This is a genomic window from Niallia sp. 01092, from assembly GCF_052318935.1.
Lineage (GTDB): Bacteria > Bacillota > Bacilli > Bacillales > Cytobacillaceae > Niallia.
Map to the genome: position 1 here is coordinate 27,304 of NZ_JBQRKO010000022.1, position 24,329 is coordinate 51,632.

The following is a 24,329-nucleotide window of genomic DNA, read 5'->3' on the forward strand; positions in this document are numbered from 1 at the left end:
GCGCCTAGCTCTTGTGAAAAATAACCTCATGCCTCTAAAAATAAAAAACCCTTTTTGAGTCATGAGAACATTTTTTTTCAGAGCTGTTCAAGGCGCTTGCGCTTTTAATCTTTGGAAAGCTTGCTTAAACGGTTAAAATATGTTGGAATGCTAAAAGTAACAAAGAAATCATAAGTGAAAACGATTTTTTCTTCGATAAAAAGAACCAAATTATTGACATGTTCCCCGTTTATTTGATAATTTATAAATAGAATTAGCACTCATTGCGAGAGAGTGCTAACAGAGGTGATGAATGTGTTAACAAATCGTCAATTACTTATATTACAAGCAATTGTTGATGATTTTATTTTATCAGCACAACCTGTTGGCTCGAGAAGTTTGTCGAAAAAAGCTGATATTACTTTTAGTTCGGCAACCATAAGAAATGAGATGGCTGATTTAGAAGAGTCGGGGTATATAGAGAAGACGCACTCTTCTTCTGGCAGAGTTCCTTCAGAAAAAGGATATCGTTTTTATGTTGATCATCTTCTAGCGCCACAAAAGCTTCATAAGAAAGACATAGCAACAATAAATTCTGTGTTTGCAGAAAAAATATATGAATTAGAAAAAATTGTGCAAAAATCAGCAAAAATATTGTCTGATTTAACCAATTATACTACTATAGTTCTTGGGCCGGCAATGAAAGAAAATAAGTTGAGGAAGATTCAAATCATTCCTTTAAATGAGCATACGGCAACAGCTATCATTGTTACAGATACAGGACATGTGGAAAATAGAATGTTCCATTTGCCAGGATCGATTGATGCAAGTGAAATTGAAAAAGTAGTAAATATTTTAAACGATAGACTGCTTGGTGTATCACTGGATAAATTGCATAATAAAATATACAAAGAAGTTGCGACTATATTACAGCAGCATATCAGTCACTATGATTATTTTCTGCATTCTCTGTCCGAAACAATGAAAGTGGATCACCATGAAAAATTGTTTTTTGGCGGCAAAACCAATATTCTGAGTCAGCCGGAGTTTCATGATGTAAATAAAATCAGAAAACTGTTAAATATGATTGATGAAGAAGAAGGAATACATGATCTGATACGTAACACTTCAACAGATATCAATATTAAAATTGGAAGAGAAAATAATATTAGCGCAATGGAAAATTGCAGTCTTATTTCTGCCTCATATAATATTGGGGAAGAACAAATAGGATCTATAGCTATTTTAGGGCCTACAAGAATGGAATACTCCAGAGTCGTTAGTCTATTGCGATTTTTAACACATGATTTAACAAAAGTATTAACAAATTTGTATCAAAAATAGTGATGATGGAAATAGTGATTAAATGGAAATTAGTGAACCGTGATTTACTGTTATTGATAAATGATTTAAGTTTGAGTTCAAAAAGGCAACCATTAGACTTTAATTTGTTGACTTTTTGAACATCCTTTAAGGGAGGTGAATATTTTGGCAGAAGAAAAAACAACAAGCAACGAAGAATTAGAACAACAACCTGGTACTCAAGAAGAAATCGTGGAAGACGTATTAGAAGAAGTGGAACCTGCTCCTTCTAATGAAGAAAACACACTTGAAGAAAATATGAAAGCAGCAGAAGCTAAAATTGCTGAATTAGAAACAAAACTTGAAAATGAAGGGAATCGTTACCTTCGACTTCAAGCAGATTTCGATAATTCCCGTCGCAGAGCAAGGCTTGATTTAGAAGCGGCGCAAACATATAGAGCACAAAGCTTAGTACTAGATTTGTTACCAGCTATTGATAATTTCGAGAGAGCACTTAAAATCGAAGCAAGTGAAGAGCAATCCCAAACCTTATACACGGGAGTGGAAATGGTTTACAGAGGTTTGTTAGATGCACTTAAGAAAGAAGGTGTTGAGCCGATTGAATCCGTTGGCAACGAATTTGATCCACATCTTCATCAAGCAGTAATGCAGGAAGAAGTAGAAGGAACGGAGCCTAATAAAGTGGTGGAAGAGTTCCAAAAAGGATATAAACTAAAAGATAGAGTTATTCGTCCTGCGATGGTAAAAGTAAGTCAGTAAAAAGCATTACATAAAAAAATTGGAGGGATATTTCCATGAGTAAAATTATTGGTATTGATTTAGGTACAACAAACTCATGTGTTGCTGTGCTAGAAGGCGGAGAACCAAAAGTTATTCCAAATCCAGAAGGAAACCGTACTGCTCCATCTGTTGTAGCATTTAAAAACGGAGAAAGACAAGTTGGGGAAGTAGCAAAACGCCAATCTATTACAAACCCTAATACAATTATGTCTATTAAACGTCATATGGGTACAGATTACAAAGTAGAAGTTGAAGGCAAAAATTATTCACCACAAGAAGTTTCTGCTATTATTCTTCAATATTTAAAAGGTTATGCAGAAGAATATTTAGGTGAACAAGTAACAAAAGCGGTTATTACTGTTCCTGCCTATTTCAACGATGCGGAGCGTCAAGCAACAAAAGATGCAGGTAAAATTGCTGGTTTAGAAGTAGAACGTATTATTAACGAACCTACTGCAGCAGCACTTGCATACGGTCTTGATAAAACCGAAGAAGATCAAACAATCCTAGTATATGACCTTGGCGGCGGTACGTTTGACGTATCTATTCTAGAATTGGGCGACGGCGTATTTGAAGTTAAATCTACTGCTGGTGACAACCGTCTTGGTGGAGATGACTTTGACCAAGTAATTATCGACTACTTAGTAGAGCAATTCAAAAAAGAAAATGGCATTGACTTAAGCAAAGATAAAATGGCGTTGCAGCGTTTAAAAGATGCAGCTGAAAAAGCGAAAAAAGATTTATCCGGCGTTGCATCTACGCAAATTTCGTTGCCATTTATCACTGCTGGTGAAGCAGGTCCGCTTCATTTAGAAGTTTCTTTATCAAGAGCAAAATTCGAAGAGATTTCAGCTGATTTAGTAGAGCGTACAATGGGTCCTACTCGTCAAGCTCTAAAAGATGCTGGATTAAGCGCTGCTGAAATTGATAAAGTTATTCTAGTTGGTGGTTCAACTCGTATCCCAGCTGTTCAAGAAGCAATTAAAAAAGAAACAGGTAAAGAGCCTCATAAAGGGGTTAACCCAGATGAAGTAGTAGCAATGGGTGCTGCGATTCAAGGTGGAGTTATCACTGGTGACGTAAAAGACGTTGTATTGCTTGACGTTACACCACTATCTCTTGGTATTGAAACAATGGGTGCTGTATTTACAAAATTAATCGATCGCAATACAACAATCCCAACTTCGAAGTCACAAGTATTCTCTACAGCTGCAGATAATCAAACGGCTGTTGATATTCATGTACTTCAAGGGGAACGCCCGATGGCAGCTGACAACAAAACATTAGGAAGATTCCAATTAACGGATATTCCTCCAGCTCCACGTGGAATTCCACAAATTGAAGTTTCTTTTGACATTGACAAAAACGGTATTGTAAATGTTCGTGCTAAAGATCTTGGTACAAATAAAGAACAAACTATTACAATTAAATCTTCTACAGGTTTATCTGATGAAGAAATCGATAAAATGGTAAGAGAAGCAGAAGAAAATGCAGAAGCTGACAAAAAGCGCAAAGAAGAAGTAGAGTTGCGCAATGAAGCAGATCAACTTGTTTTCACTACTGAAAAAACGTTAAAAGATCTTGAAGGTAAAGTAGAAGAAAGCGAAGTAACAAAAGCAAACGAAGCAAAAGATGAATTAAAAGCAGCGATTGAAAAAGGCGATTTAGAAGAAATCAAAGCGAAAAAAGATGCTCTTCAAGAAATCGTACAAAATCTTTCTATGAAGTTATACGAAGAAGCGGCTAAACAAGCGCAGGCTGCACAAGGTGCAGAAGGCCAAAGTGCTGGAAAAGATGATAATGTAGTAGATGCTGAATTTGAAGAAGTAAAAGACGACAAATAAACATCTAACAGTCCGAAAAAGTCAAAGTCAGGTTATTCTTGGCTTTGGCTTTTCTTTTTTTAACAATAGCTCTGTTAAACGATCATGTTGTTTGTAGGAACGGAATCTGCGAGACTCCTGCAGAAAAACGGACTGACAAGACCTCGCAGTGAGGTACGGAGGCCACTGAAAAAGTGTTTTATTAGGGTAAAAATGGTATAGAGAGTTTGAAAACGACCATCATGTTGGTTAGGAGAGGCGTCCGCACGACTCCTGCGGGATTAGCGAGACAGGCGAGACCCCACAGGAGCAAAGCGACGAGGAGGCTCGGCGCTCGCCCCGCGGAAAGCGTGTGGTAAGCCTCGGAAAACCGAACGAAAACTTCTTCGTTGTTTGGATTGTCACTACCTATATTTTATAGCATTTACTTTTTCAGTGACATCGAGGTACGAGCGAGGAGGCTTGAAAGAATGTCTGCGGAAAAGGAGTGGATTCCCTGACCTTTTGAAAATCAATGATGGAATTTAACAGAGCCTTAACGATAAACAGAAATTAGCATGAATGTTATATAAAATATGTGTTCAAAAAGGTTGTATTTTAGAATAGTGAACTGATACAATAGAATTTATGTGAAAAGAATCGGGGAGTGGTAATCAATCATGAATAAAAGAGATTACTATGAAGTTCTTGGGGTAGCTAAAACAGCCTCTAAGGATGAAATAAAAAAAGCATATAGAAAGCTTTCAAAAAAATATCATCCGGATATTAACAAAGAAGCAGATGCGGATGAGAAATTTAAAGAAGTAAAAGAAGCATATGAAGTATTAAGCGATGATCAAAAACGTGCTCATTATGATCAGTTTGGCCATACAGATCCAAATCAAGGATTTGGTGGAGGCGGCGCAGATTTTGGCGGCTTCGGTGGATTTGAAGATATTTTTAATAGTTTCTTTGGCGGAGGCGGCGGCAGAAGACGTGATCCAAATGCTCCAAGACAAGGAGCAGACTTGCAGTATACGATGACATTGTCATTTGAAGAAGCTGCATTTGGCAAAGAAACAGAAATAGAAATCCCACGCGAAGAAACTTGTGAAACTTGTAATGGATCTGGTGCTAAACCAGGAACAAAACCTGTTACATGTAAGCATTGTAATGGTTCTGGACAATTAAACGTGGAACAAAACACACCATTTGGAAAAATTGTAAATAGAAGAACATGTAATTATTGTAATGGAACAGGAAAAGAAATTAAACATAAGTGTTCAACTTGTGGTGGAGCAGGTAAAGTGAAAAAACGCAGAAAAATTTCTGTGAAAATTCCTGCGGGAATCGATGATGGTCAACAGCTTCGAGTAAGCGGTCAAGGAGAGCCAGGTGTTAACGGCGGACCAGCAGGTGATTTATATGTTGTGTTCCAAATTCGAGCACATGAATTCTTCGAACGAGACGGAGAAGATGTATACTGTGAAATGCCGATTACTTTCGTTCAAGCCGCACTTGGCGATGAAGTAGAGATTCCTACCCTGCATGGAAAAGTAAAGTTAAAAGTTCCAGCTGGAACACAAACTGGTACGAAATTCCGATTAAGAGGAAAAGGGATACCAAATGTACGTGGTTATGGTGTAGGAGATCAACACGTGATTGTTCGATTAATTACGCCAACAAAACTAACAGATAAGCAAAAGCAAGTGCTGCAAGAGTTTGCAGAAGTTACAGGTGCTTCTCCACAAGGAGAAGAAGAAGAAAGTTTTTTCTCAAAAGTAAAAAGAGCCTTTAAAGGTGAATAATGATTGGAGTTGGTAGAACATGAAGTGGTCTGAAATCAGTATTCATACAACAAATGAAGCGATTGAACCTATTTCTAATATTTTGCATGAAGCTGGAGCAAGCGGGGTCGTCATTGAGGATCCTTTTGAATTATTAAAAGAAAGAGAAGACCGCTTCGGCGAAATCTACCAATTAAATCCTGATGATTATCCTGAAGAAGGTGTAGTTGTAAAAGCGTATTTACCGATTAACAGCTTCCTTGGTGAAACGGTGGAAGAAATTAAAGAAGCCATAAATAACCTTATTCTTTTTAATATTGATATAGGTTTAAATAAAGTTTCTATCATGGAAGTAAACGAAGAAGAATGGGCAACGGCATGGAAAAAATATTATCATCCTGTCAAAATATCTGAAAAATTTACGATCGTTCCAACATGGGAGAATTATACACCAGTAAATAGTGATGAGCTGATTATTGAATTGGATCCTGGAATGGCTTTTGGAACAGGAACTCATCCAACTACTGTATTATGTATTCAAGCGTTGGAAAGAATAGTAAAAAAAGAAGATGTTGTCATAGATGTAGGAACAGGTTCAGGTGTTTTAAGCATTGCTGGAGCCATGCTTGGAGCAAAGTCCGTCCTTGCCCTTGACTTGGATGAAGTAGCAGTAAATTCTGCTAAGCTTAATCTGAAGTTAAATAAAGTACATGAAGTAGCAAACGTACAGCAAAATAATCTGCTCGACGGCATTGATATAGAAGCAGACGTTATTGTGGCCAATATTTTAGCTGAAGTGATTGTCCGCTTTACAGATGATGTATACCGTTTATTAAAGAAGGATGGCTACTTTATTTCGTCTGGTATTATTTTGCAGAAAAAAGAAGAAGTAAAATGCGCCATTATCGCCTCAGGTTTAGAAATTGTTGAAACGGTACAAATGGAAGACTGGGTCAGCATAACGGCGAAAAAAATACAGTAAGAAAAGCGCAAGCGCCTTGTTCAGCCCCGAAGAAAAATGTTCTCTTGGCTCAAAAAGTTTTAGAGCCAAGAGATTATCTTTCACAGGGCTTAGGCGCTGGCCGGCTAAATACGCCACTTCCTGTGGCAATGCCGGCACTTGTACGTCGGAGCTAGACAGCTATCTAACTTTAGATATAAATTCTGATTATGTAAAAAAAGAGGGAGTTTTCGATGATTCTACGAAAACTTCCACTACTAAGTTAAAAGAAATTAGTGATTTTGAATATCCAATAAAGGTAGGTTTTTCTATTGCAGCGGTATTTTGCGAATAATATTGACAATAATTTTATCATTGAAAAAGAAGATTACCATCATATTGTAAGAGTGATGCGAATGAAAATAGGTGATGAAATTTACTGTGTGAATAACGATCAGCAAATGGCACGTTGTTGCATAGAAAAAATTACCGAAAACCAAATTATTGCGCAAGTGGTACAATGGATAGAAGAGGAAATCGAACTACCTGTTTCTGTTACGATTGTGAGCGGACTGCCAAAAGGGGATAAGCTGGAATGGATTATTCAAAAAGGGACAGAATTGGGTGCATATCAGTTTATCCCTTTTATTGCAACTCGCTCCGTTGTTAAATGGGATGACAAAAAAGCAGATAAAAAGCTTGTTCGTTGGAATAAAATTGCAAAAGAAGCAGCAGAACAGTCCCATCGTAAAAGAATTCCAGAAGTTTCTGCACCAATTAAACTAACATCACTTGTAGAATTGGGCAAAAATTATGATGTAAAATTAATTGCATATGAAGAAGAGGCGAAATCAGGAGAAACTTCTATTCTGGCACAAAATTTATCATCATTAGAAAAAGGGCAGTCTATATTAGTTGTATTCGGTCCTGAAGGTGGATTAACAGACACAGAAGTATCCTTACTTAAGGAAAATGGGTTTCAGACTTGTGGATTGGGCCCAAGAATTTTAAGAACAGAAACAGCACCATTATATTTATTATCTGCTGTTTCCTATCATTTTGAACTATTGAGGTGAATAAACATGCCAACTGTTGCTTTTCATACATTAGGATGTAAAGTAAACCATTATGAAACGGAAGCTATCTGGCAATTATTTAAACAACAAGGATATGAACGAGTAGAGTACGAAAACATTTCAGATGTATATGTTATTAATACTTGTACGGTTACGAATACAGGCGATAAAAAGAGCCGTCAGGTTATTCGACGTGCCGTTCGTAAAAATCCAAATGCAGTGATTTGTGTAACTGGCTGTTATGCTCAAACATCTCCAGCGGAAATTATGGCGATCCCTGGTGTGGATATTGTCGTAGGTACACAAGATCGAGTGAAGATGTTGGAGTATATTGAACAATATAAACAAGAAAGACAACCAATTAACGCGGTTGGGAATATTATGAAAAATCGTGTGTATGAAGAATTGGATGTTCCTGCTTTTACCGATAGAACGAGAGCATCTTTAAAAATACAAGAAGGGTGCAATAATTTCTGTACTTTCTGTATTATTCCATGGGCGAGAGGATTAATGCGTTCAAGAGATCCAAAAGAAGTTATTAATCAAGCACAGAAACTAGTTGATGCTGGATATAAAGAAATTGTTTTAACAGGAATTCATACAGGCGGCTACGGCGAAGATATGAAGGATTATAATTTAGCAAGTCTTCTTCGTGACTTAGAGGCACAAGTAAAAGGGCTGAAACGTCTTCGCATCTCTTCAATTGAGGCTAGTCAAATTACAGATGAAGTAATTGAAGTATTGGATCAATCTAATATTGTTGTTAATCATCTTCATATTCCAATTCAATCCGGTTCAGACACTGTATTAAAGAGAATGAGAAGAAAATATACAATGGAGTTTTTTGCAGAACGAATTACTCGTTTGAAAAAAGCACTGCCAGGATTAGCTGTCACTTCTGATGTAATTGTGGGATTCCCCGGTGAAACGGAAGAAGAATTTATGGAAACGTATCAGTTTATAAAAGAACATAAATTTTCTGAATTACATGTATTCCCGTATTCAAAACGTACAGGTACACCAGCAGCGAGAATGGAAGACCAAATAGACGAAGAGATTAAAAATGAACGTGTTCACCGTTTAATTGCATTGTCTGATCAATTAGCAAAAGAATATGCTTCTCAATATGAAGGAGAAGTAGTTGAGGTTATTCCAGAGGAAGTTTATAAAGAAAATGGTAATTTGTATGTAGGCTATACGGACAATTATTTAAAAGTAGTATTTCCTGCAAATGAAGAAATGGTCGGACAAATTGTGAAAGTAAAAATAACTAAAGCTGGATATCCGGTAAACGAAGGACAATTTGTTCGGGTAATGGATGTTGTCGATCAAGAACAAGCAATCGTTTAGATGACCTTTTATATAAAGGAGAAATAATAATGAGCAAAAATATAGCAAAAATGATTGATCATACATTATTAAAAGCAGATGCGATCGAAAACCAAATCAAGCTATTATGTGAAGAGGCGAAACAATACGAATTTGCTTCTGTTTGTGTCAATCCTACTTGGGTAAAAACAGCAAGTGAGTTATTAGCAGGAACAAATGTAAAAGTTTGTACCGTTATTGGTTTTCCTTTAGGGGCAACTACATCTGCTGTCAAAGCATTTGAAACAAAAGATGCAATCGAAAACGGAGCAACAGAAGTAGATATGGTAATTAATATCGGCGCATTAAAAGATAATAATTATGCTCTTGTTAAAGAAGATATTAAAGCAGTTGTTCAAGCTGCAGATGGAAAAGCGTTGACAAAAGTGATTATTGAAACAAGTTTGTTGACAGATGAAGAGAAGGAAGCTGCTTGTCGTTTAGCGGTTGAAGCAGGTACTGATTTTGTGAAAACATCTACGGGATTTTCTACAGGTGGAGCAACTGCTGCAGATATTCAATTAATGAGAAAGACTGTTGGTCCTGATATTGGCGTAAAAGCATCAGGCGGGGTTAGAAGCAGTGAAGATACAGAAAAAATGATCGAAGCAGGCGCTACAAGAATTGGAGCAAGTTCAGGCGTTGCGATTGTAAATGGCTTAACAAGCAACAGTGATTATTAATATGGGTAAAGGGGCTGTTCAATAGTCGATTTCGGCTATTGGATGCCCCTTTTTATTTTCAACACTGATATATCAACATTCTTTTTTTTTTAATTTTCAATAGATTTACCCTTTTGGGACAGCCCCTTTATTTATGCATTTTCATGATCCATCTCCCGAAATGTGGTGCAAAAGGAAGAACCAATAAGGAAGTGACAACATTAAATAATAAACTTGCATGTGCAAGCTGAACATCTTTTATTGGGGTTAGTGCTTCTACTATCTGCTTTAATAGTGATAGAAAAGGATAAAAAAGGACTACTCCACCGATATTAAGCCAAATATGTGCATACGCACTTAGTCGTGCTCCTCTTTCTGCTCCAACGGAAGCTAAATAAGACGTAATACATGTACCAATATTTGATCCTAGCATAACGGCAATACCCGTTTCAATTGGAAGCAATCCAGCTGTTAAAAAGCCCATGATGATTCCAATGGTAGCTGTACTTGATTGAATAAGAGCGGTTAAAATGATGCCAACAAATACGGCTAATAAAGTTCGGTCAGACAGGTAGAATAGAAAATTTTCAATAAATGGTTGATGCTGGACAATATTAGCGAAATATTTAAAACCTCTCATCGTCGTGAACACGATTGCAATTCCAAATAACACACATCCAATACTTCTCATTTTCTTTTTATTTACTAAAATAAAGAAGACTCCTATTACAGCTAATGGCAAAAGAAAATTATCTATATTAACTGTGATAAATTCAGTTGTAAATGTAGTGCCGATATTCGTGCCAAGGATAATGCCGATTGATTGGGGAAAAGTAAGGGCACCTGCAGATATAAGCCCGATTGTGAGTACCATGACAGCGGAACTGCTTTGTAGAATAGATGTTATGATAATGGAAATAATCATGCCCTTCCAAGGTTTATCTGTTAGCCGTTCTAACCAAATTTTTAATGACTGGGAAGATAAATGAAAAAGACCTGTGCGCAATAATGTCATTCCGAAGATAAATAAAAGAATTAATAAGATAAAAAGAACCATATATATCATTTTTTTTCACTCCCTCAAGAAACTATATGACTGGAAAGGGAAGGACATGCCGTTTTGAAATAAAAGTATAGAATATCTTTTGTGACAGAAAATAATAAAAGACAGTAAGAAATCAAATTTTTTACTGTTTTCTTAAAAACATTTACAAGTACTAGGCTAAATACAGTTGACCTTGATTCGTTGATATATTATAATGTCAAAGTACATGTAAACCATGTTGAATGTTAGTGTGTTGTGTTCGGAGGGAGGGAAAGAGAATGTCTAAAACCGTCGTTCGTAAAAACGAATCGCTTGAAGATGCTCTTCGTCGCTTCAAACGTTCAGTATCAAAAACTGGTACTTTGCAGGAAGCTAGAAAGCGCGAATTCTACGAAAAACCTAGTGTTAAGCGTAAGAAAAAATCAGAAGCAGCAAGAAAACGTAAGTTCTAATGAGAGGGTGTATTAATTGAGTCTTCTCGAACGTTTAAATACCGATATGAAGCAAGCGATGAAAAACAAAGAAAAAGATAAACTCATTGTTATTAGAATGTTAAAAGCTGCCATTCAAAATGAAAGCATTAAGATTGGTAGTGAACTTTCTGAAGACGACGAGTTATCTGTCCTTTCTCGCGAAGTAAAACAACGCAAGGACTCCCTCCATGAGTTTGAAAAAGCAGGTCGTCAAGATCTTGTTGACAAAGTACGTGCGGAGTTACAACATGTTGAAATATATATGCCTAAACAACTTTCTGAAGAGGAACTATCAGAAATTGTTGTTTCTGTCATTGCAGAAACAAATGCTTCTTCCAAGAAAGAAATGGGAAAAGTGATGGCTGCTTTAATGCCAAAGGTTAAAGGTAAAGCAGATGGTTCACTAGTAAATAAACTTGTACAACAACACCTTTCATAAATTGATTTTGTTTTAAGGCTGCAGTAGAAACTGCAGCCTTTTTACGTAAGATAAAATTTTTTACTTAGGTAGCTTGGGGTGTACAGGAGCGAGGCGCTTGCAATTATCTTATGAAACTGTTGGTTTTAATAAAAATAATTAGGAAGTCCCTTTTGATTTTCATAAAGGGTTTATCAAGGACAAACTAAAGATAAAAAGACCTAAGTTTTGTCCTGTCACAAAAATGAAACTTTTTTCATTTTTCACCGTAAACATACATAAAGAAAGATTTAACGAACGAAGAAAGGAGGTAAACATGGGAAGAAATTTACGATTATTTGCACAATTTCTTTTTGTTTTTTTATTATCCTTCATTCCTAGTACTGCTTTTGCAAGTGGTAGGCAAATTGTCTATAAGATTGCGCTGGAGGAAACGGCTGCGGATAAAATAGCAAGGTTTGCAACTAATCCTTATATTATTACCCTATTATTAACGATAGGATGTTTAGGACTAATGATTCAATTATTTACTCATGGATTTGGTCTGCCGGGATTAGTAGCTCTCACCTCGTTCTTATTATTTTATTATGGACATATAGTGTCTGGCCTTGCCGGATATGAAACGATCCTATTATTTGTAGTTGGAATTGTTTTACTGTTTTTAGAGTTATTTATTCCAGGTGGAATTGTTGGCATTTTAGGTGGAATTGCGATTGTTACGAGTTTATTTCTTGCAGGTAGAAATATTGTTCAAATGGGAATAAGCATACTCATTGCAATAGGAATTTCCATCCTTGCATCTATTATAATGGTAAAGGTGTTGGGTAAAAGAATGAAGTTCTTTAAAAAAATGATTTTAACAGATACCACCAATACAGAAAGTGGATATGTTTCGAATCAAAATCGGACGGATTTAGTCGGAAAAATCGGTACAACATTAACGGCGCTTCGTCCTGCTGGAACAGTAGTAATAAAAGAGGAGCGGATTGATGTCGTAAGTGAAGGTATTTTCATTGAAAAAAATACGAAAGTGAAAGTGGTAAAAGCTGAAGGTGCAAGAATAGTCGTTCGAGAAGCAGATACAGATATTAAAGGAGGATAAGAAATGTTTGGTTTCGAAATTTTTTGGGTTGCCATTATTGTATTGGCTGTTATTTTATTAGGAGTACTGTTAACATTTGTTCCTATTATGCTGTGGATTTCCGCATTGGCTGCAGGTGTTAAAATAAGCATCTTTACACTTATAGGAATGCGTTTAAGAAGGGTTATTCCAAGTCGTGTTGTAAACCCGCTTATTAAAGCGCATAAAGCAGGCCTTCAAGTAACCATCAATCAGCTGGAAAGCCATTATTTAGCAGGCGGGAATGTAGACAGGGTAGTTAATGCATTAATTGCTGCTCATCGTGCCAATATTGAACTAACATTTGAAAGATGTGCTGCCATTGATTTAGCAGGTCGTGATGTTTTAGAAGCAGTGCAAATGAGTGTTAATCCAAAGGTAATTGAAACGCCATTTATTGCTGGTGTGGCAATGGATGGGATTGAAATGAAAGCAAAAGCGAGAATTACGGTGCGTGCCAATATTGAAAGACTGGTTGGGGGAGCAGGAGAAGAAACAATTGTTGCCCGTGTCGGCGAAGGGGTAGTATCCACGATTGGTTCGTCTGATAACCATAAAAAAGTATTAGAAAATCCTGATTTAATTTCCCAAACAGTTTTATCAAAAGGGCTGGATGCAGGTACAGCATTTGAAATTCTATCGATTGATATTGCAGACGTGGATATCGGTAAAAATATCGGTGCAGAATTACAAACAGAACAGGCAGAAGCGGATAAAAAGATAGCGCAGGCAAAAGCAGAAGAACGCAGAGCAATGGCTGTTGCCCAAGAACAAGAGATGAAAGCGAGAGTAGAAGAAATGCGGGCAAAAGTGGTTGAAGCAGAAGCAACCGTGCCTATGGCAATGTCAGATGCTCTCCGTTCAGGCAATATTGGCGTAATGGATTATATGAACTTGCAAAATATAACAGCTGATACGGAAATGAGAGGGTCTATCGGCAAGTTGACTAACGAAAAAGATAAGAACGACAAATAAGTAAAGAAAATCTAGAGAGGAGTAAACTCTTTGGAATATATCTCAATCATTGCTATAGTGGTAGGATTTATTTTTTCCATGCTGCAAAAAGAGAAAAAATCTAGTCCGAAAAACAAAACTAATCAGCAAAAGCCGTTTTCACTGCCGGAAGATGAAGTTTTTACAGAAAAAAACATTTATGAAAATACCGAAGAAATAGTGGACACAGTTGAAACTGAATTAGAACAAATAAAAAAAGAAAAAGCCCTATTGGAGAAAAAACTTAAAAGCATCGAATTGTATAACAAAAAGATGACAAAAGATACTTTTAACTCAAAAAAATCTGGAGACGGTTTATTTTCAAAGGATAAGCTAATAGATGCTGTTATTCTATCAGAAGTGATTTCTCCTCCAAGAGCAAAAAACGGCCATAAAATAAATGGCTCTGTTAAACGATAATGTTGTTTATAGGAAGGGAATCTGGGAGACTCCTGCGGAAAAACGGGTTTACAAGACCTGCAGTAAGGTACGAGCGAGGAAGCTTGAAAGAATGTCCGCGGAAAAGGGAGTGGATTCCCTGACCTTTTGAAAATCAACAATGGAATTTAACAGAGCCAAATGAATAAATACAGTAAAACGCACCGCTCTAGCAGTATGTTTTCACCCGGTTGATATCCTGAGCATTTCTTCAAGGCAAAGAATAAACTTTTGCATGAAATAGGTGCTAGAACCTCCTTTTTTCTCATACATATGAGAGGAAAGGGGGTTCTTTTTTTATGGCTAAAAAATGGGGATACAGCTTGCGGAACTGGGTAATAAAAAACTTAGAGCTTCCTCAAGATGTCATGATGGACTTACCTAGGATTACGATGATTGGTCAAATTCATATTTATATTGAGAACCACCGTGGATTGATTACATTTTCTGATAACGAATTAAGGCTGCTGCTAAAACAAGGACAGCTTTTAATAAAAGGAAAAGGATTTGTTATTAAAACAATTATGCCTGAAGAAATATTGTTAGAAGGAAAAATAGATCACGTAATGTACATAAATGATTAACTTGGGAGGAAGCTATGAAAAATCATTGGATAGAATTTTTTACAGGCATTATAACAGTAAAGGTAACAGGAAAAGGGTTGGAGAGGCTGCTAAATCAATTGATGCGGAACGATATATCTGTTTGGAATGTAAAAAAACATGGTACAAAAACGATCACATTTCAAATGAACCTACGCAAGATAAAGGAATTACGCCCTATTATTCGAGGCAGCGGCTGTAAAATAGAGTTCCAGCACAAGTCTGGAGCTCCCTTTCTTTATAAAAGATTAATGAAAAATAGTGGTTTTGTAATAGGGATTTTCCTTTTTTTTGGACTAGTTTTTGCTTTATCCAATATGGTATGGGGTATTGAAATAAAAGGAGCCAACCCAGCAACAGAATACAAGATCCGAAAGCAGCTTGATAAAATGGATATTAAAATCGGAAAATTTCAATTCTTTAATAAAGAATTAGATGCCATTCAGGCTGAGCTGACGAATAGCATTAATGATATTACATGGGTAGGTGTGGAATTAAAAGGGACAACTTATCATTTTCAAGTAGTGGAAAAAAATGAGCCGGAAAAAATAGAGAAAACAAGTCCGCAAAATCTGATTGCGAAAAAAAAAGCTACTATTGTGACTTATTTCATTGAAGAAGGAGAAAAAGTTTTTAACGTGAATGATGTCGTAAAAAAAGGGCAGCTCCTTGTGACAGGTACGATAGGAAAGGATGAAAATACGCGCATTGTTGCAGCAAAAGGGAAGATATGGGGAGAGACATGGTATAAATCTGATGTTACGATTCCATTAGAAAGCAAGTTCCAAGTATTTAATGGGAATGAAAAACAAAAGCATTATGTAAAAATAGCAGATATTCATATCCCGATATGGGGATTTGGAAAAATAAAATATAAAAAATATGAATTGGAAGAAAACGAAAGGAAAATAAAGTTTTTAAAATGGGATCTGCCAATCTATATGGTGAATAAAACATATAGAGAAAAGGAAGAAGTAATCAGAACCTATACAAAAAAAGAAGCGGTGGAAAAAGGCAAAGAAATGGCTAGAAAAGATGTATTAGCTAAAATAGGGGAAGACGGGAAAATAAAGGAAGAAAAAATTTTGCGCCAAACTATAAAGAATGGTAAAGTAATAATAACAATAGATTATACAACCATAGAAAATATCGCGAAAGAACAACCTATAACTCAAGGAGACTTGGAATGACAGAAGATTTAAAAACAATGAATGTTAAATTAAATGGCCCTAATGAAGCCGTAGCATTACTAGGAAATGGAGACAGCAATCTAGAAGTATTAGAAAAGGAATTGGATTGTAATATCGTAACAAGAGGAGAGACATTGCATGTTTCATCCACAAATCCTGACAGTATTGATCTTGTTGGTGACATCGTGGAAAAGCTATTGTATGTTATCCGAAAAGGCATATCCATTAGTCAAAGGGATGTTGTTTACGCCATTTCATTAGCGAAAAAAGGGACGTTAGAATATTTTGATTCATTATATGATGAAGAGATTGCTAAGACGATTAAAGGCAAATCGATTCGAGTAAAAACAATTGGTCAAAGCGAATATATTCGTGCGATTAAACGAAAGGACCTTGTGTTCGGAATTGGTCCTGCTGGAACTGGTAAAACATATTTAGCTGTTGTTATGGCGGTTAATGCATTAAAAAATGGAAAAGTGAATAAGATTATTTTGACAAGGCCTGCGGTGGAGGCTGGGGAAAGTTTAGGGTTTTTACCAGGTGATTTAAAAGAAAAGGTTGATCCATATTTGAGACCGCTTTATGATGCCCTCCATGATGTTTTAGGTACAGAGCATACGGCACGTTTAATAGAGCGAAATACGATTGAAGTCGCACCTTTAGCGTATATGAGGGGAAGGACTCTTGAAGATGCATTTATCATTTTAGATGAAGCGCAAAACACCACACAAGCGCAAATGAAAATGTTTTTAACAAGGCTTGGTTTTGGATCTAAAATGGTGATTACAGGTGATCAAACACAAATTGATTTGCCAAAAGGGGTTAAATCTGGTCTTGTTGTTGCGGAAAGGATATTACAAAAAGTATCAGATATTGCTTTTGTGCATCTAGAAGAAAGCGATGTAGTCCGGCATCCATTAGTAGGAAAAATAGTACTGGCTTATAAAGAACAAGAGAGCTGAAAAAAATAGATAGAACAGCCGAATCTCCCGTCTTTAATAGAGGATATAGGGAGAATCGGCTTTTTAAAGTGTTGTTTAAAAAGGAATGAATAGATAATTATGCACGAAAATTGGAAAAAAAGATGAAAACGACCGAAAAAACTGTTATGATTTTACATATTACGTCAAAATACGGGCGGTATATTTTTACGAAAGATAGGAGGTTATTATGAATTTCTTTCGTAATTTTGTTCAAAGCATAAAAAACTTAATGAATGCTAGCATCATGAAAATAATTTTATTTGTATTGATTGGTGCTGTGTTATTTTTTTCGATGTTTAGTAATGTAAAACCCGAAAAATTAAATGTCAGTTTATTTACAGTAGCAGACCAAACGATCCGATCTCCGATTACAGTCGAAGATAAAGTAAGTACGGAAAAGAAAAAAGAAGATAGTAAAAATCAAGTTCAAGATGTATATGTTGTTAATAAGGAAATTACGCAAAATAGAGTAGATTTAATCTCATCTATTTTTGATTCTGCTACAGAAGTAAATAACGAAGTGGCAAAAAATATCGAAGAACAAAAGAAAAAAAATGCACAAAATGATAACGGAGAGGAGAAGGTTTCAGAACCTTCGATAAATGAAAAACTCGATCTCTTAAAGGGAAAGTTAACAGATAATGTCCTAAAGGAAGTATTGGATACATCCTTGAAAACGCTTCTTTCCTACTCTCAAGAAGATTTAGACATAGCAAAAGATATTACCGTCACAGCCATTAATAGGGTGATGAATAATAAAATTCCTTCAAATGAAGTTGAAAATGCCAAGAAGCGTATAGAAGAAGAATTAAAGAGTAATTACAGCCTAAGTTCAGATTTAAAAAGTGCTTCTGTTGATTTAGGCAGATTTGCCATTATTCAAAATGAATTTTATGATCCTTCTGCTACGGAAGAATTGCGACAACAAGCGGTTGATAACGTTGATCCGGTTAAAATATTACAAGGTCAAATTCTCGTGGAAGAAGGTCAATTAATAAGCAGAGAAGTGTACCGCCAATTAGAATTGGTAGGTTTATTGGCAAGTAAAAACTCAATTCAGCCATTTATAGGGCTTGGAATGATTATTGTAGCCATTCTTTCGCTTCTATATTATTATTTATTAGTTATCGATGTTAAAAAGGAAACAAAACAAACGTATACGATTATATTCAGTCTTATTTTTCTGCTCAGTATTTTATTAATGAAAACAATCAGCATCTTTCAACAGTTTCAATTTACAGAGATTGGGTATATTTTTCCAGCGGCCATGGCTGTCATGTTAATAAAGATACTTATTGAAGAGAAATTTGCTATTATTGTAACTGTAACACTTGGCGTTTGTGGAATGATTATGTTTAATGAAGGTGTTTCCGGGACGTTTAATGTTGCCATGGGTGTGTATATTATTGCTGGAGGCATGGGGGCAATCTTGTTTCTTAAAAAACATAATCAGCGCTCTAATATTTTGCAAGCGGGGCTGTTTGTTTCCTTTATAAATATCATTAACATCCTTTCTATGCTTTATTTGCAAAATGGTCAATACGGTGCGAAGGAGTATGGTTTTTATATCATGACAGCTTTTATTTCTGGAATTGCCTCAGCTGTGCTGACGATTGGTTTATTGCCATTTTTTGAAGCTGGTTTTGGCATTATATCCACGATGAAATTAATTGAGCTGTCTAATCCGAACCATCCGTTATTAAAGAAAATTTTAACAGAGACGCCTGGAACGTATCATCATAGTGTGATGGTTGCCAATTTAGCAGAATCTGCTTGTGAAGCAATTGGAGCAAATGGTTTATTAGCTAGAGTTGGTTGTTATTACCATGATATTGGCAAAACAAAAAGGCCGCATTTTTTTATTGAAAATCAAATGAGTATGGGGAATCCACATGATCGATTGCCGCCGCAAGCTAGTAAAAACATCATAATAGCGCATGCTGTGGACGGAGCACAATTGTTAAGGAAGCATAAAATGCCGAAAGAAATTGTAGATATTGCGGAACAGCATCATGGTACATCGCTTTTAAAATATTTTTATTTTAAAGCAAAAGAAAAAGGGTTAGATGTAAAGGAAGGGGATTTTCGTTATCCTGGACCAAAAGCCACAACGAAAGAAGTCGCGATTATCGGGATTGCTGATAGTGTAGAAGCCGCTGTTAGAAGTTTAACTTCTCCTACAACAGAACAAATTGAAGGGTTAATTAAAAATATTATTTCCGATCGATTGCAGGATGGCCAATTAGATGATTGTGATTTAACATTAAAAGAGCTAGAAATAATCAGAAATACACTTTGTGAAACATTAAAAGGAATCTTTCATTCAAGGATTGAGTATCCAGATATGAAAAAGTAAAGGACGAACAAATATGAAAATCGAAATTGATTTTATGGATGAAACAGATAAAGTCGAAGAAAAGGACATAAGCACAATTCAAGAGCTAATTCAATTTGCAGCTGTAAAACAAGGATTAGAAGGCGATGTAGAAATGTCTGTCACGTTTGTGGATAATGATAGAATTCAGGAAATAAATAAAGAATACCGAGAAAAAGATCAGCCGACTGATGTTATCTCTTTTGCAATGGAAGAGCTTGGAGAAGGTGAAATACAATTAGTAGGTGTTAATATGCCAAGAGTATTAGGGGATATCATCATTTCAATTGACAAAGCTCAAGAGCAAGCATTAGAATATGGCCATTCCTATATGAGAGAACTTGGTTTTTTAGCTGTACATGGATTTCTTCATTTATTAGGATATGACCATCTTACAAAAGAGGAGGAAGACGTAATGTTCTCACTTCAAAAGGAAATTTTAGATGAGTTTGGGCTCAAAAGATAAACGAATCATAAAAAACAGTCAATTATCCTCCTTTCGCTTAGCTTTGTCAGGAATAAAAACTGCAATAATATCAGAAAGAAACGTAAAAATTCACCTCATTATCTCGATTATTGTTATAGTGCTTGGCAGTTATTACAATGTATCTGTTACGGAATGGATTGTTCTTTTTATCGTGATGGGATTGGTTATAGCGATGGAGATTATGAATACTGCTCTTGAACGCGTTGTTGATTTAGTAACAAAAGAATATCATCCCCTCGCTAAGGAAGCAAAAGATATTGCAGCTGGCGCTGTGTTTATTGCTGCATTACTATCAATTGTGATTGGCTTGATTATTTTTATCCCAAAAATATTTGCAGGTGGATAAATTACATAAATTTTCACAGAAAACCTAAATGAAAAAGGAAATTTGTTTTGGTATAGAAGATGTGCTATCCATTGCAAATTTCTTTTTTTATGCTTTGAACAATAAATTTTGTACTGGGTAAAACCTGTTTTTTTCTCATCCCTTTATTGGACATAGGATATAGTATATAATTTTTATATAGTATTTTTGTTAAAGAGATTGTATTTTTTTCTAATCTGGCTTCGCGTCAGATGATGTTTTATGAAAAATAGTCGATTTATTGAAAACGTTATATTTTTACTATAAAATATTTTTCAACCACTGGATGGAAGTAAAAAGGGAATTTCCTGTGGGGCAAAACCACTAAATTCTAAAATTTTAACAAAACAACTAAAAATAACTATCTTAATAAGGTAAAATGAAGTGAGGGATGATCATTGAATGAAAAACAATTAATAGAAGAAGCAAAAAAAGCAAGAGAAAAAGCGTATGTTCCTTATTCAAAGTTTAAAGTTGGTGCTGCCCTCTTAACTGCAGATGGAGAAGTATACCATGGTTGCAATATTGAAAATGCATCTTATAGTGCAACAAATTGTGCAGAAAGAACAGCCATTTTTAAAGCAGTTTCTGAAGGCGACACTACTTTTACTATGTTAGCAGTTGTAGCTGATACAAATGGACCAGTATCGCCATGTGGAGTTTGCAGACAGGTTATTTCAGAATTTTGTCCAAAAGACATGCAGGTTGTACTAACCAATTTGCAAGGAGAAATTTTAACAACAACAGTAGGAGAATTACTGCCACTAGCATTTTCATCGGAGGATTTAAATGAACATAAATAATAGCAATGAACATAAATCAGGATTTATCAGTATTATTGGAAGACCGAACGTAGGAAAATCAACTTTTTTAAATAGGGTAATTGGACAAAAGATCGCCATTATGAGTGATAAGCCTCAAACGACTCGAAATAAGGTTCAAGGGGTTTTAACAACAGATGATTCACAGTTGATCTTTATTGATACACCAGGCATTCATAAACCGAAGCATCGTCTTGGCGATTTTATGATGAAAGTGGCTCAGAATACACTAAAAGAAGTGGACTTGATTTTATTTATGGTAAACGCGGAAGAAGGGTTTGGAAGAGGAGAAGAATTTATTCTTGAGAAATTCCAAAATATTAAAACGCCTATTTTTCTTGTCGTAAATAAAATTGATACGATTCATCCTGACAAATTACTAACGGTTATTGATTCGTATAAAGAGAAATATCCTTTTAAAGAGATTGTGCCAATTTCTGCATTGGAAGGTAATAATGTAGAAAAATTATTGGAGCAAATTAAGGGGTATATGCCAGAAGGACCGCAGTTTTATCCAGCAGATCAAGTAACAGACCATCCAGAACGCTTTATTGTATCTGAATTAATCAGAGAAAAAGCACTGCACTTAACAAGAGAAGAAATTCCGCATTCATTAGCAGTTGTGATTGATAAAATGGAAAAAAAGCAAAATGATATTGTGCATGTAATGGCGACAATTGTAGTGGAGAGAGACTCGCAAAAAGGCATTGTAATCGGGAAGCAAGGCAGCATGTTAAAAGAAGTTGGCAAAAGAGCAAGAATAGATATTGAAAATCTGCTTGGAACGAAAGTTTTCTTAGAACTATGGGTGAAAGTTCAAAAAGATTGGCGAAATAAAATGACACAATTAAGGGACTTTGGCTTTAGAGAAGACGAATATTAATTTTTTTTATGCGAATTCGCTGGAAAGTAAAAATCACTTTCTGAGTTAAATGAACATTTTTCTTCGGGGCTGATCAAGGCGCTTGCGCTTTTCTGTTTTATACATTTTTTTAATTAGCAATATTTTCGTCTTATGATTTTGAAAAGACAGGCTATGATAAGGTTAAAGCTATAAAATGCTAGTTTTTAAAATTGAAAGGTGGGTTTATGATGTTAGACTTTACCTGGAAAGTTTTTTCTCAAACAGGTAATATTGATACTTATCTACTCTTTAAAGAATTAGAAAAGGATAATCATGAAATACCAGAACCTCAAGATGAGGAGCTAGCAAATTTTGATTTCCCCATCTCATAGAACTGTCTCTTATTAGAGGTTGTTCAAAAAGATCAGGTTATCCTTCTTTTTGAATACGTGCTTATTAGGGATGGTGAGTTTTGATGCTAGAAAAATGTGAAGGCATCGTACTAAAAACAACCAATTATGGCGAAACGAATAAAGTAGTGACTTTATATACCCGTGAATGGGGAAAGGTTGGAGTAATGGCAAGGGGGGCGAGAAAAGCGAATAGCAGACTTTCTGCTGTTACCCAACCTTTTACATATGGATATTATTTAGTCCAAAAAAGCATTGGTCTTGGACTAATGCAGCAAGGTGAAATGATCACAAGCATGCGTTCGTTAAAAGAAGATATTTTTTTAACAGCATATGCAAGTTTTATTGTTGAACTTACCGATAAATGTGTCGACGAAAAAAAACCGAATCCATACCAGTTTGAATTGCTTTATCAAACACTTCAATATATAAACGAAGGGTATGATGCTGAGGTTTTAGCCTTTATTTACGAAATGAAAATGGTCAATGTGCTTGGTTTATATCCGATACTTGATAAATGCAGTGTATGCGGTGCAGTTGATGGTCATTTTTCTTTTTCTATTCGGGAAGGCGGATTAATTTGTCATCGCTGTACAGACAAAGATCCATATCATTTTAAAATTTCTCAAGCAACCATAAAATTACTAAGAGTTTTTTATTATTTTGATTTGGCGAGACTTGGCAATATCTCTATTAAACCAGAAACAAAAAAAGAATTGAATATGATTATTTCTGCTTATTATGAGGAGTATTCGGGCTTATTTTTAAAAACAAAAAAATTCCTTAACTCTTTGAAAGACTTTGGCAAGCAATTAGAATAGAGGTTGACAATAGAAAATTTTTTCGTTAATATTCTTGGTATTAAAATAGTTGCGTTGAAAAGAAAGTAGTACTTAATTACCTTTTGGGTAAGCGAGCCTAGGATAGTGAAAGCTAGGTGCAAAAGCATTAAGGAAGGCGTTCATGGAGCAACATTAACGGAAAGTGGCTGCTTTTTGCAGCAAATAGGGTGGAACCGCGGGTTAACTCTCGTCCCTATGCTAATAGTTTTAGCATAGGGACGAGAGTTTTTTGTTTTTTATCCTATTTTAGAGATGAAAAATTCTATTAGCTCTTATGCTATTACTTAATTATTTTTTGTTGATTATTTTGGAGGTGTAGACAAGCAATGAATATTCAAAACATGATTTTAACATTGCAAAAACATTGGTCAGATTATGGTTGTATTTTAATGCAGGCATACGATGTTGAAAAGGGTGCGGGAACGATGAGCCCTTATACTTTTTTACGAGCAATAGGTCCAGAGCCATGGAATGTTGCTTATGTAGAACCATCTAGAAGACCAGCAGATGGAAGATACGGAGAAAATCCAAACCGCTTATATCAGCATCATCAATTTCAAGTGATTATGAAGCCGTCACCGGATAATATCCAGGAATTATACTTGGATTCATTAAAAGCGTTAGGAATTAATCCGTTGGAACATGATATTCGTTTTGTAGAAGATAACTGGGAAAATCCTTCGTTAGGATGTGCCGGTCTTGGTTGGGAAGTTTGGTTGGATGGAATGGAAATTACCCAATTTACCTATTTTCAACAAGTTGGTGGGTTAGAATGTAAACCAGTTTCCGTTGAAATAACATATGGAATTGAAAGACTTGCTTCTTATATTCAAGATAAAGAAAATGTTTTTGAATTAGAATGGACGGATGGCTTTACGATAAAAGACATTTTTTATCAGCCGGAATATGAACACAGTAAATATACTTTTGAAACATCAGATACGGAGATGCTGTTTAACTTATTTTCTATTTATGAAAAAGAAGCGCACAGACAAATGGATGAAGGTTTAGTTCACCCTGCCTATGATTATGTTTTAAAATGTTCACATACATTTAATCTACTGGATGCAAGAGGGGCTATCTCTGTAACAGAAAGAACGGGGTATATTGCACGATGCCGTAATTTGGCTCGTAAAGTTGCGAAAACATTTTATGAAGAACGAGAAAAGTTAGGATTCCCAATTTTAAAAAGCAAGGAGGCTGAATAA

24 protein-coding genes, 1 pseudogene and 1 other annotated feature are annotated in these 24,329 nt (G+C 35.6%); of the genes and pseudogenes, 24 read left to right on the plus strand and 1 reads right to left on the minus strand.

All coding sequences use genetic code 11. The features are described from left to right. The first annotated feature begins 294 nt into the window (after window positions 1-294). The 8 genes from hrcA to deoC all read left to right on the plus strand — a co-directional run bounded on the left by hrcA (window position 295) and on the right by deoC (window position 9,738). A complete protein-coding gene (hrcA, locus tag ACTXGU_RS18050; RefSeq protein ID WP_443482926.1) occupies window positions 295-1,323 on the plus strand; it encodes a heat-inducible transcriptional repressor HrcA in 1,029 nt (342 codons plus the stop codon). Between the two features lie 144 nt (window positions 1,324-1,467). After that, window positions 1,468-2,061 (plus strand): nucleotide exchange factor GrpE, encoded by a 594-nt coding sequence (grpE, locus tag ACTXGU_RS18055; RefSeq protein ID WP_443482927.1) that lies wholly within the window; start codon window positions 1,468-1,470, stop codon window positions 2,059-2,061. Window positions 2,062-2,096: 35 nt separating this feature from the next. Beyond that, on the plus strand, window positions 2,097-3,926 hold the full coding sequence (dnaK, locus tag ACTXGU_RS18060; RefSeq protein WP_443482928.1) for a molecular chaperone DnaK: 1,830 nt from the start codon (window positions 2,097-2,099) through the stop codon (window positions 3,924-3,926). A gap of 638 nt (window positions 3,927-4,564) precedes the next feature. Continuing rightward, complete coding sequence (dnaJ, locus tag ACTXGU_RS18065; protein WP_443482929.1) at window positions 4,565-5,692, plus strand: molecular chaperone DnaJ; 1,128 nt, start codon at window positions 4,565-4,567, stop codon at window positions 5,690-5,692. 19 nt (window positions 5,693-5,711) lie between these two features. Further along, complete coding sequence (gene prmA, locus ACTXGU_RS18070) at window positions 5,712-6,653, plus strand: 50S ribosomal protein L11 methyltransferase (RefSeq protein ID WP_443482930.1); 942 nt, start codon at window positions 5,712-5,714, stop codon at window positions 6,651-6,653. Between the two features lie 290 nt (window positions 6,654-6,943). Then, entirely contained in the window at window positions 6,944-7,687 is a 744-nt protein-coding gene (locus tag ACTXGU_RS18075; protein WP_443482931.1) for a 16S rRNA (uracil(1498)-N(3))-methyltransferase, read from the plus strand. Window positions 7,688-7,693: 6 nt separating this feature from the next. Next, on the plus strand, window positions 7,694-9,037 hold the full coding sequence (gene mtaB / locus ACTXGU_RS18080) for a tRNA (N(6)-L-threonylcarbamoyladenosine(37)-C(2))-methylthiotransferase MtaB (protein WP_443482932.1): 1,344 nt from the start codon (window positions 7,694-7,696) through the stop codon (window positions 9,035-9,037). A 29-nt stretch (window positions 9,038-9,066) separates the two neighbouring features. Beyond that, on the plus strand, window positions 9,067-9,738 hold the full coding sequence (gene deoC / locus ACTXGU_RS18085) for a deoxyribose-phosphate aldolase (RefSeq protein WP_443482933.1): 672 nt from the start codon (window positions 9,067-9,069) through the stop codon (window positions 9,736-9,738). Window positions 9,739-9,865: 127 nt separating this feature from the next. Here deoC and ACTXGU_RS18090 read toward each other — a convergent pair whose 3' ends face one another. After that, window positions 9,866-10,783, minus strand: coding sequence for a Na/Pi symporter (locus ACTXGU_RS18090; protein ID WP_443482934.1), 918 nt, complete (start codon window positions 10,781-10,783; stop codon window positions 9,866-9,868). A gap of 257 nt (window positions 10,784-11,040) precedes the next feature. Between ACTXGU_RS18090 and rpsU the strand changes: the two genes are divergently transcribed. The 16 genes and pseudogenes from rpsU to glyQ all read left to right on the plus strand — a co-directional run bounded on the left by rpsU (window position 11,041) and on the right by glyQ (window position 24,329). After that, window positions 11,041-11,214, plus strand: a complete 174-nt coding sequence (gene rpsU / locus ACTXGU_RS18095) for a 30S ribosomal protein S21 (protein ID WP_003152957.1) — start codon at window positions 11,041-11,043, stop codon at window positions 11,212-11,214. A gap of 16 nt (window positions 11,215-11,230) precedes the next feature. Continuing rightward, window positions 11,231-11,674: a GatB/YqeY domain-containing protein gene (locus ACTXGU_RS18100; protein ID WP_443482935.1), complete on the plus strand. Its 444-nt coding sequence runs from the start codon at window positions 11,231-11,233 to the stop codon at window positions 11,672-11,674. Between the two features lie 406 nt (window positions 11,675-12,080). Beyond that, window positions 12,081-12,755 (plus strand): annotated as a pseudogene (locus tag ACTXGU_RS18105) (NfeD family protein); the annotation flags it as partial. 3 nt (window positions 12,756-12,758) lie between these two features. After that, the gene (floA, locus tag ACTXGU_RS18110) at window positions 12,759-13,748 is read left to right on the plus strand and encodes a flotillin-like protein FloA (RefSeq protein ID WP_443482936.1); all 990 of its coding nucleotides are present in this window, start codon (window positions 12,759-12,761) and stop codon (window positions 13,746-13,748) included. Window positions 13,749-13,778: 30 nt separating this feature from the next. Further along, on the plus strand, window positions 13,779-14,186 hold the full coding sequence (locus ACTXGU_RS18115; protein WP_443482937.1) for a hypothetical protein: 408 nt from the start codon (window positions 13,779-13,781) through the stop codon (window positions 14,184-14,186). 317 nt (window positions 14,187-14,503) lie between these two features. Continuing rightward, window positions 14,504-14,788 (plus strand): sporulation protein YqfC, encoded by a 285-nt coding sequence (gene yqfC, locus ACTXGU_RS18120; RefSeq protein ID WP_443482938.1) that lies wholly within the window; start codon window positions 14,504-14,506, stop codon window positions 14,786-14,788. A gap of 14 nt (window positions 14,789-14,802) precedes the next feature. Further along, window positions 14,803-15,996 carry a sporulation protein YqfD gene (gene yqfD / locus ACTXGU_RS18125; RefSeq protein WP_443482939.1) on the plus strand — a complete coding sequence of 398 codons (1,194 nt, stop codon included), beginning with the start codon at window positions 14,803-14,805 and terminating at the stop codon, window positions 15,994-15,996. After that, on the plus strand, window positions 15,993-16,958 hold the full coding sequence (locus ACTXGU_RS18130; RefSeq protein WP_443482940.1) for a PhoH family protein: 966 nt from the start codon (window positions 15,993-15,995) through the stop codon (window positions 16,956-16,958). The genes yqfD and ACTXGU_RS18130 overlap by 4 nt, the downstream gene beginning before the upstream one ends. Window positions 16,959-17,166: 208 nt before the next feature. After that, window positions 17,167-19,335 carry an HD family phosphohydrolase gene (locus tag ACTXGU_RS18135; protein ID WP_443482941.1) on the plus strand — a complete coding sequence of 723 codons (2,169 nt, stop codon included), beginning with the start codon at window positions 17,167-17,169 and terminating at the stop codon, window positions 19,333-19,335. A gap of 13 nt (window positions 19,336-19,348) precedes the next feature. After that, window positions 19,349-19,819, plus strand: coding sequence for an rRNA maturation RNase YbeY (gene ybeY, locus ACTXGU_RS18140; protein ID WP_443482942.1), 471 nt, complete (start codon window positions 19,349-19,351; stop codon window positions 19,817-19,819). Then, window positions 19,797-20,186, plus strand: coding sequence for a diacylglycerol kinase family protein (locus ACTXGU_RS18145; RefSeq protein WP_443482943.1), 390 nt, complete (start codon window positions 19,797-19,799; stop codon window positions 20,184-20,186). The genes ybeY and ACTXGU_RS18145 overlap by 23 nt, the downstream gene beginning before the upstream one ends. A gap of 416 nt (window positions 20,187-20,602) precedes the next feature. Further along, window positions 20,603-21,007 (plus strand): cytidine deaminase, encoded by a 405-nt coding sequence (locus ACTXGU_RS18150; protein ID WP_443482944.1) that lies wholly within the window; start codon window positions 20,603-20,605, stop codon window positions 21,005-21,007. Next, window positions 20,994-21,908 (plus strand): GTPase Era, encoded by a 915-nt coding sequence (gene era / locus ACTXGU_RS18155; protein WP_443482945.1) that lies wholly within the window; start codon window positions 20,994-20,996, stop codon window positions 21,906-21,908. The genes ACTXGU_RS18150 and era overlap by 14 nt, the downstream gene beginning before the upstream one ends. Before the next feature lie 209 nt (window positions 21,909-22,117). Then, entirely contained in the window at window positions 22,118-22,261 is a 144-nt protein-coding gene (locus ACTXGU_RS18160) for a YqzL family protein (protein ID WP_443482946.1), read from the plus strand. Between the two features lie 83 nt (window positions 22,262-22,344). Beyond that, a complete protein-coding gene (gene recO / locus ACTXGU_RS18165) occupies window positions 22,345-23,100 on the plus strand; it encodes a DNA repair protein RecO (RefSeq protein WP_443482947.1) in 756 nt (251 codons plus the stop codon). Window positions 23,101-23,145: 45 nt separating this feature from the next. Next, window positions 23,146-23,319 (plus strand) — a binding site (T-box leader). Window positions 23,320-23,447: 128 nt separating this feature from the next. Then, window positions 23,448-24,329 (plus strand): glycine--tRNA ligase subunit alpha, encoded by an 882-nt coding sequence (gene glyQ, locus ACTXGU_RS18170; RefSeq protein WP_443482948.1) that lies wholly within the window; start codon window positions 23,448-23,450, stop codon window positions 24,327-24,329.

Bases quoted from the DNA above. Each gene is read 5' to 3' on its own strand.
- ACTXGU_RS18135 (WP_443482941.1), top strand. From the start codon at position 17,167: ATGAATTTCTTTCGTAATTTTGTTCAAAGCATAAAAAACTTAATGAAT.
- glyQ (WP_443482948.1), top strand. From the start codon at position 23,448: ATGAATATTCAAAACATGATTTTAACATTGCAAAAACATTGGTCAGAT.
- ACTXGU_RS18130 (WP_443482940.1), top strand. From the start codon at position 15,993: ATGACAGAAGATTTAAAAACAATGAATGTTAAATTAAATGGCCCTAAT.
- ybeY (WP_443482942.1), top strand. From the start codon at position 19,349: ATGAAAATCGAAATTGATTTTATGGATGAAACAGATAAAGTCGAAGAA.
- rpsU (WP_003152957.1), top strand. From the start codon at position 11,041: ATGTCTAAAACCGTCGTTCGTAAAAACGAATCGCTTGAAGATGCTCTT.
- yqfC (WP_443482938.1), top strand. From the start codon at position 14,504: ATGGCTAAAAAATGGGGATACAGCTTGCGGAACTGGGTAATAAAAAAC.
- prmA (WP_443482930.1), top strand. From the start codon at position 5,712: ATGAAGTGGTCTGAAATCAGTATTCATACAACAAATGAAGCGATTGAA.
- ACTXGU_RS18145 (WP_443482943.1), top strand. From the start codon at position 19,797: ATGAGTTTGGGCTCAAAAGATAAACGAATCATAAAAAACAGTCAATTA.
- mtaB (WP_443482932.1), top strand. From the start codon at position 7,694: ATGCCAACTGTTGCTTTTCATACATTAGGATGTAAAGTAAACCATTAT.
- recO (WP_443482947.1), top strand. From the start codon at position 22,345: ATGCTAGAAAAATGTGAAGGCATCGTACTAAAAACAACCAATTATGGC.
- floA (WP_443482936.1), top strand. From the start codon at position 12,759: ATGTTTGGTTTCGAAATTTTTTGGGTTGCCATTATTGTATTGGCTGTT.
- ACTXGU_RS18160 (WP_443482946.1), top strand. From the start codon at position 22,118: ATGTTAGACTTTACCTGGAAAGTTTTTTCTCAAACAGGTAATATTGAT.
- dnaK (WP_443482928.1), top strand. From the start codon at position 2,097: ATGAGTAAAATTATTGGTATTGATTTAGGTACAACAAACTCATGTGTT.
- dnaJ (WP_443482929.1), top strand. From the start codon at position 4,565: ATGAATAAAAGAGATTACTATGAAGTTCTTGGGGTAGCTAAAACAGCC.
- ACTXGU_RS18090 (WP_443482934.1), bottom strand. From the start codon at position 10,783: ATGATATATATGGTTCTTTTTATCTTATTAATTCTTTTATTTATCTTC.
- deoC (WP_443482933.1), top strand. From the start codon at position 9,067: ATGAGCAAAAATATAGCAAAAATGATTGATCATACATTATTAAAAGCA.
- era (WP_443482945.1), top strand. From the start codon at position 20,994: ATGAACATAAATAATAGCAATGAACATAAATCAGGATTTATCAGTATT.
- yqfD (WP_443482939.1), top strand. From the start codon at position 14,803: ATGAAAAATCATTGGATAGAATTTTTTACAGGCATTATAACAGTAAAG.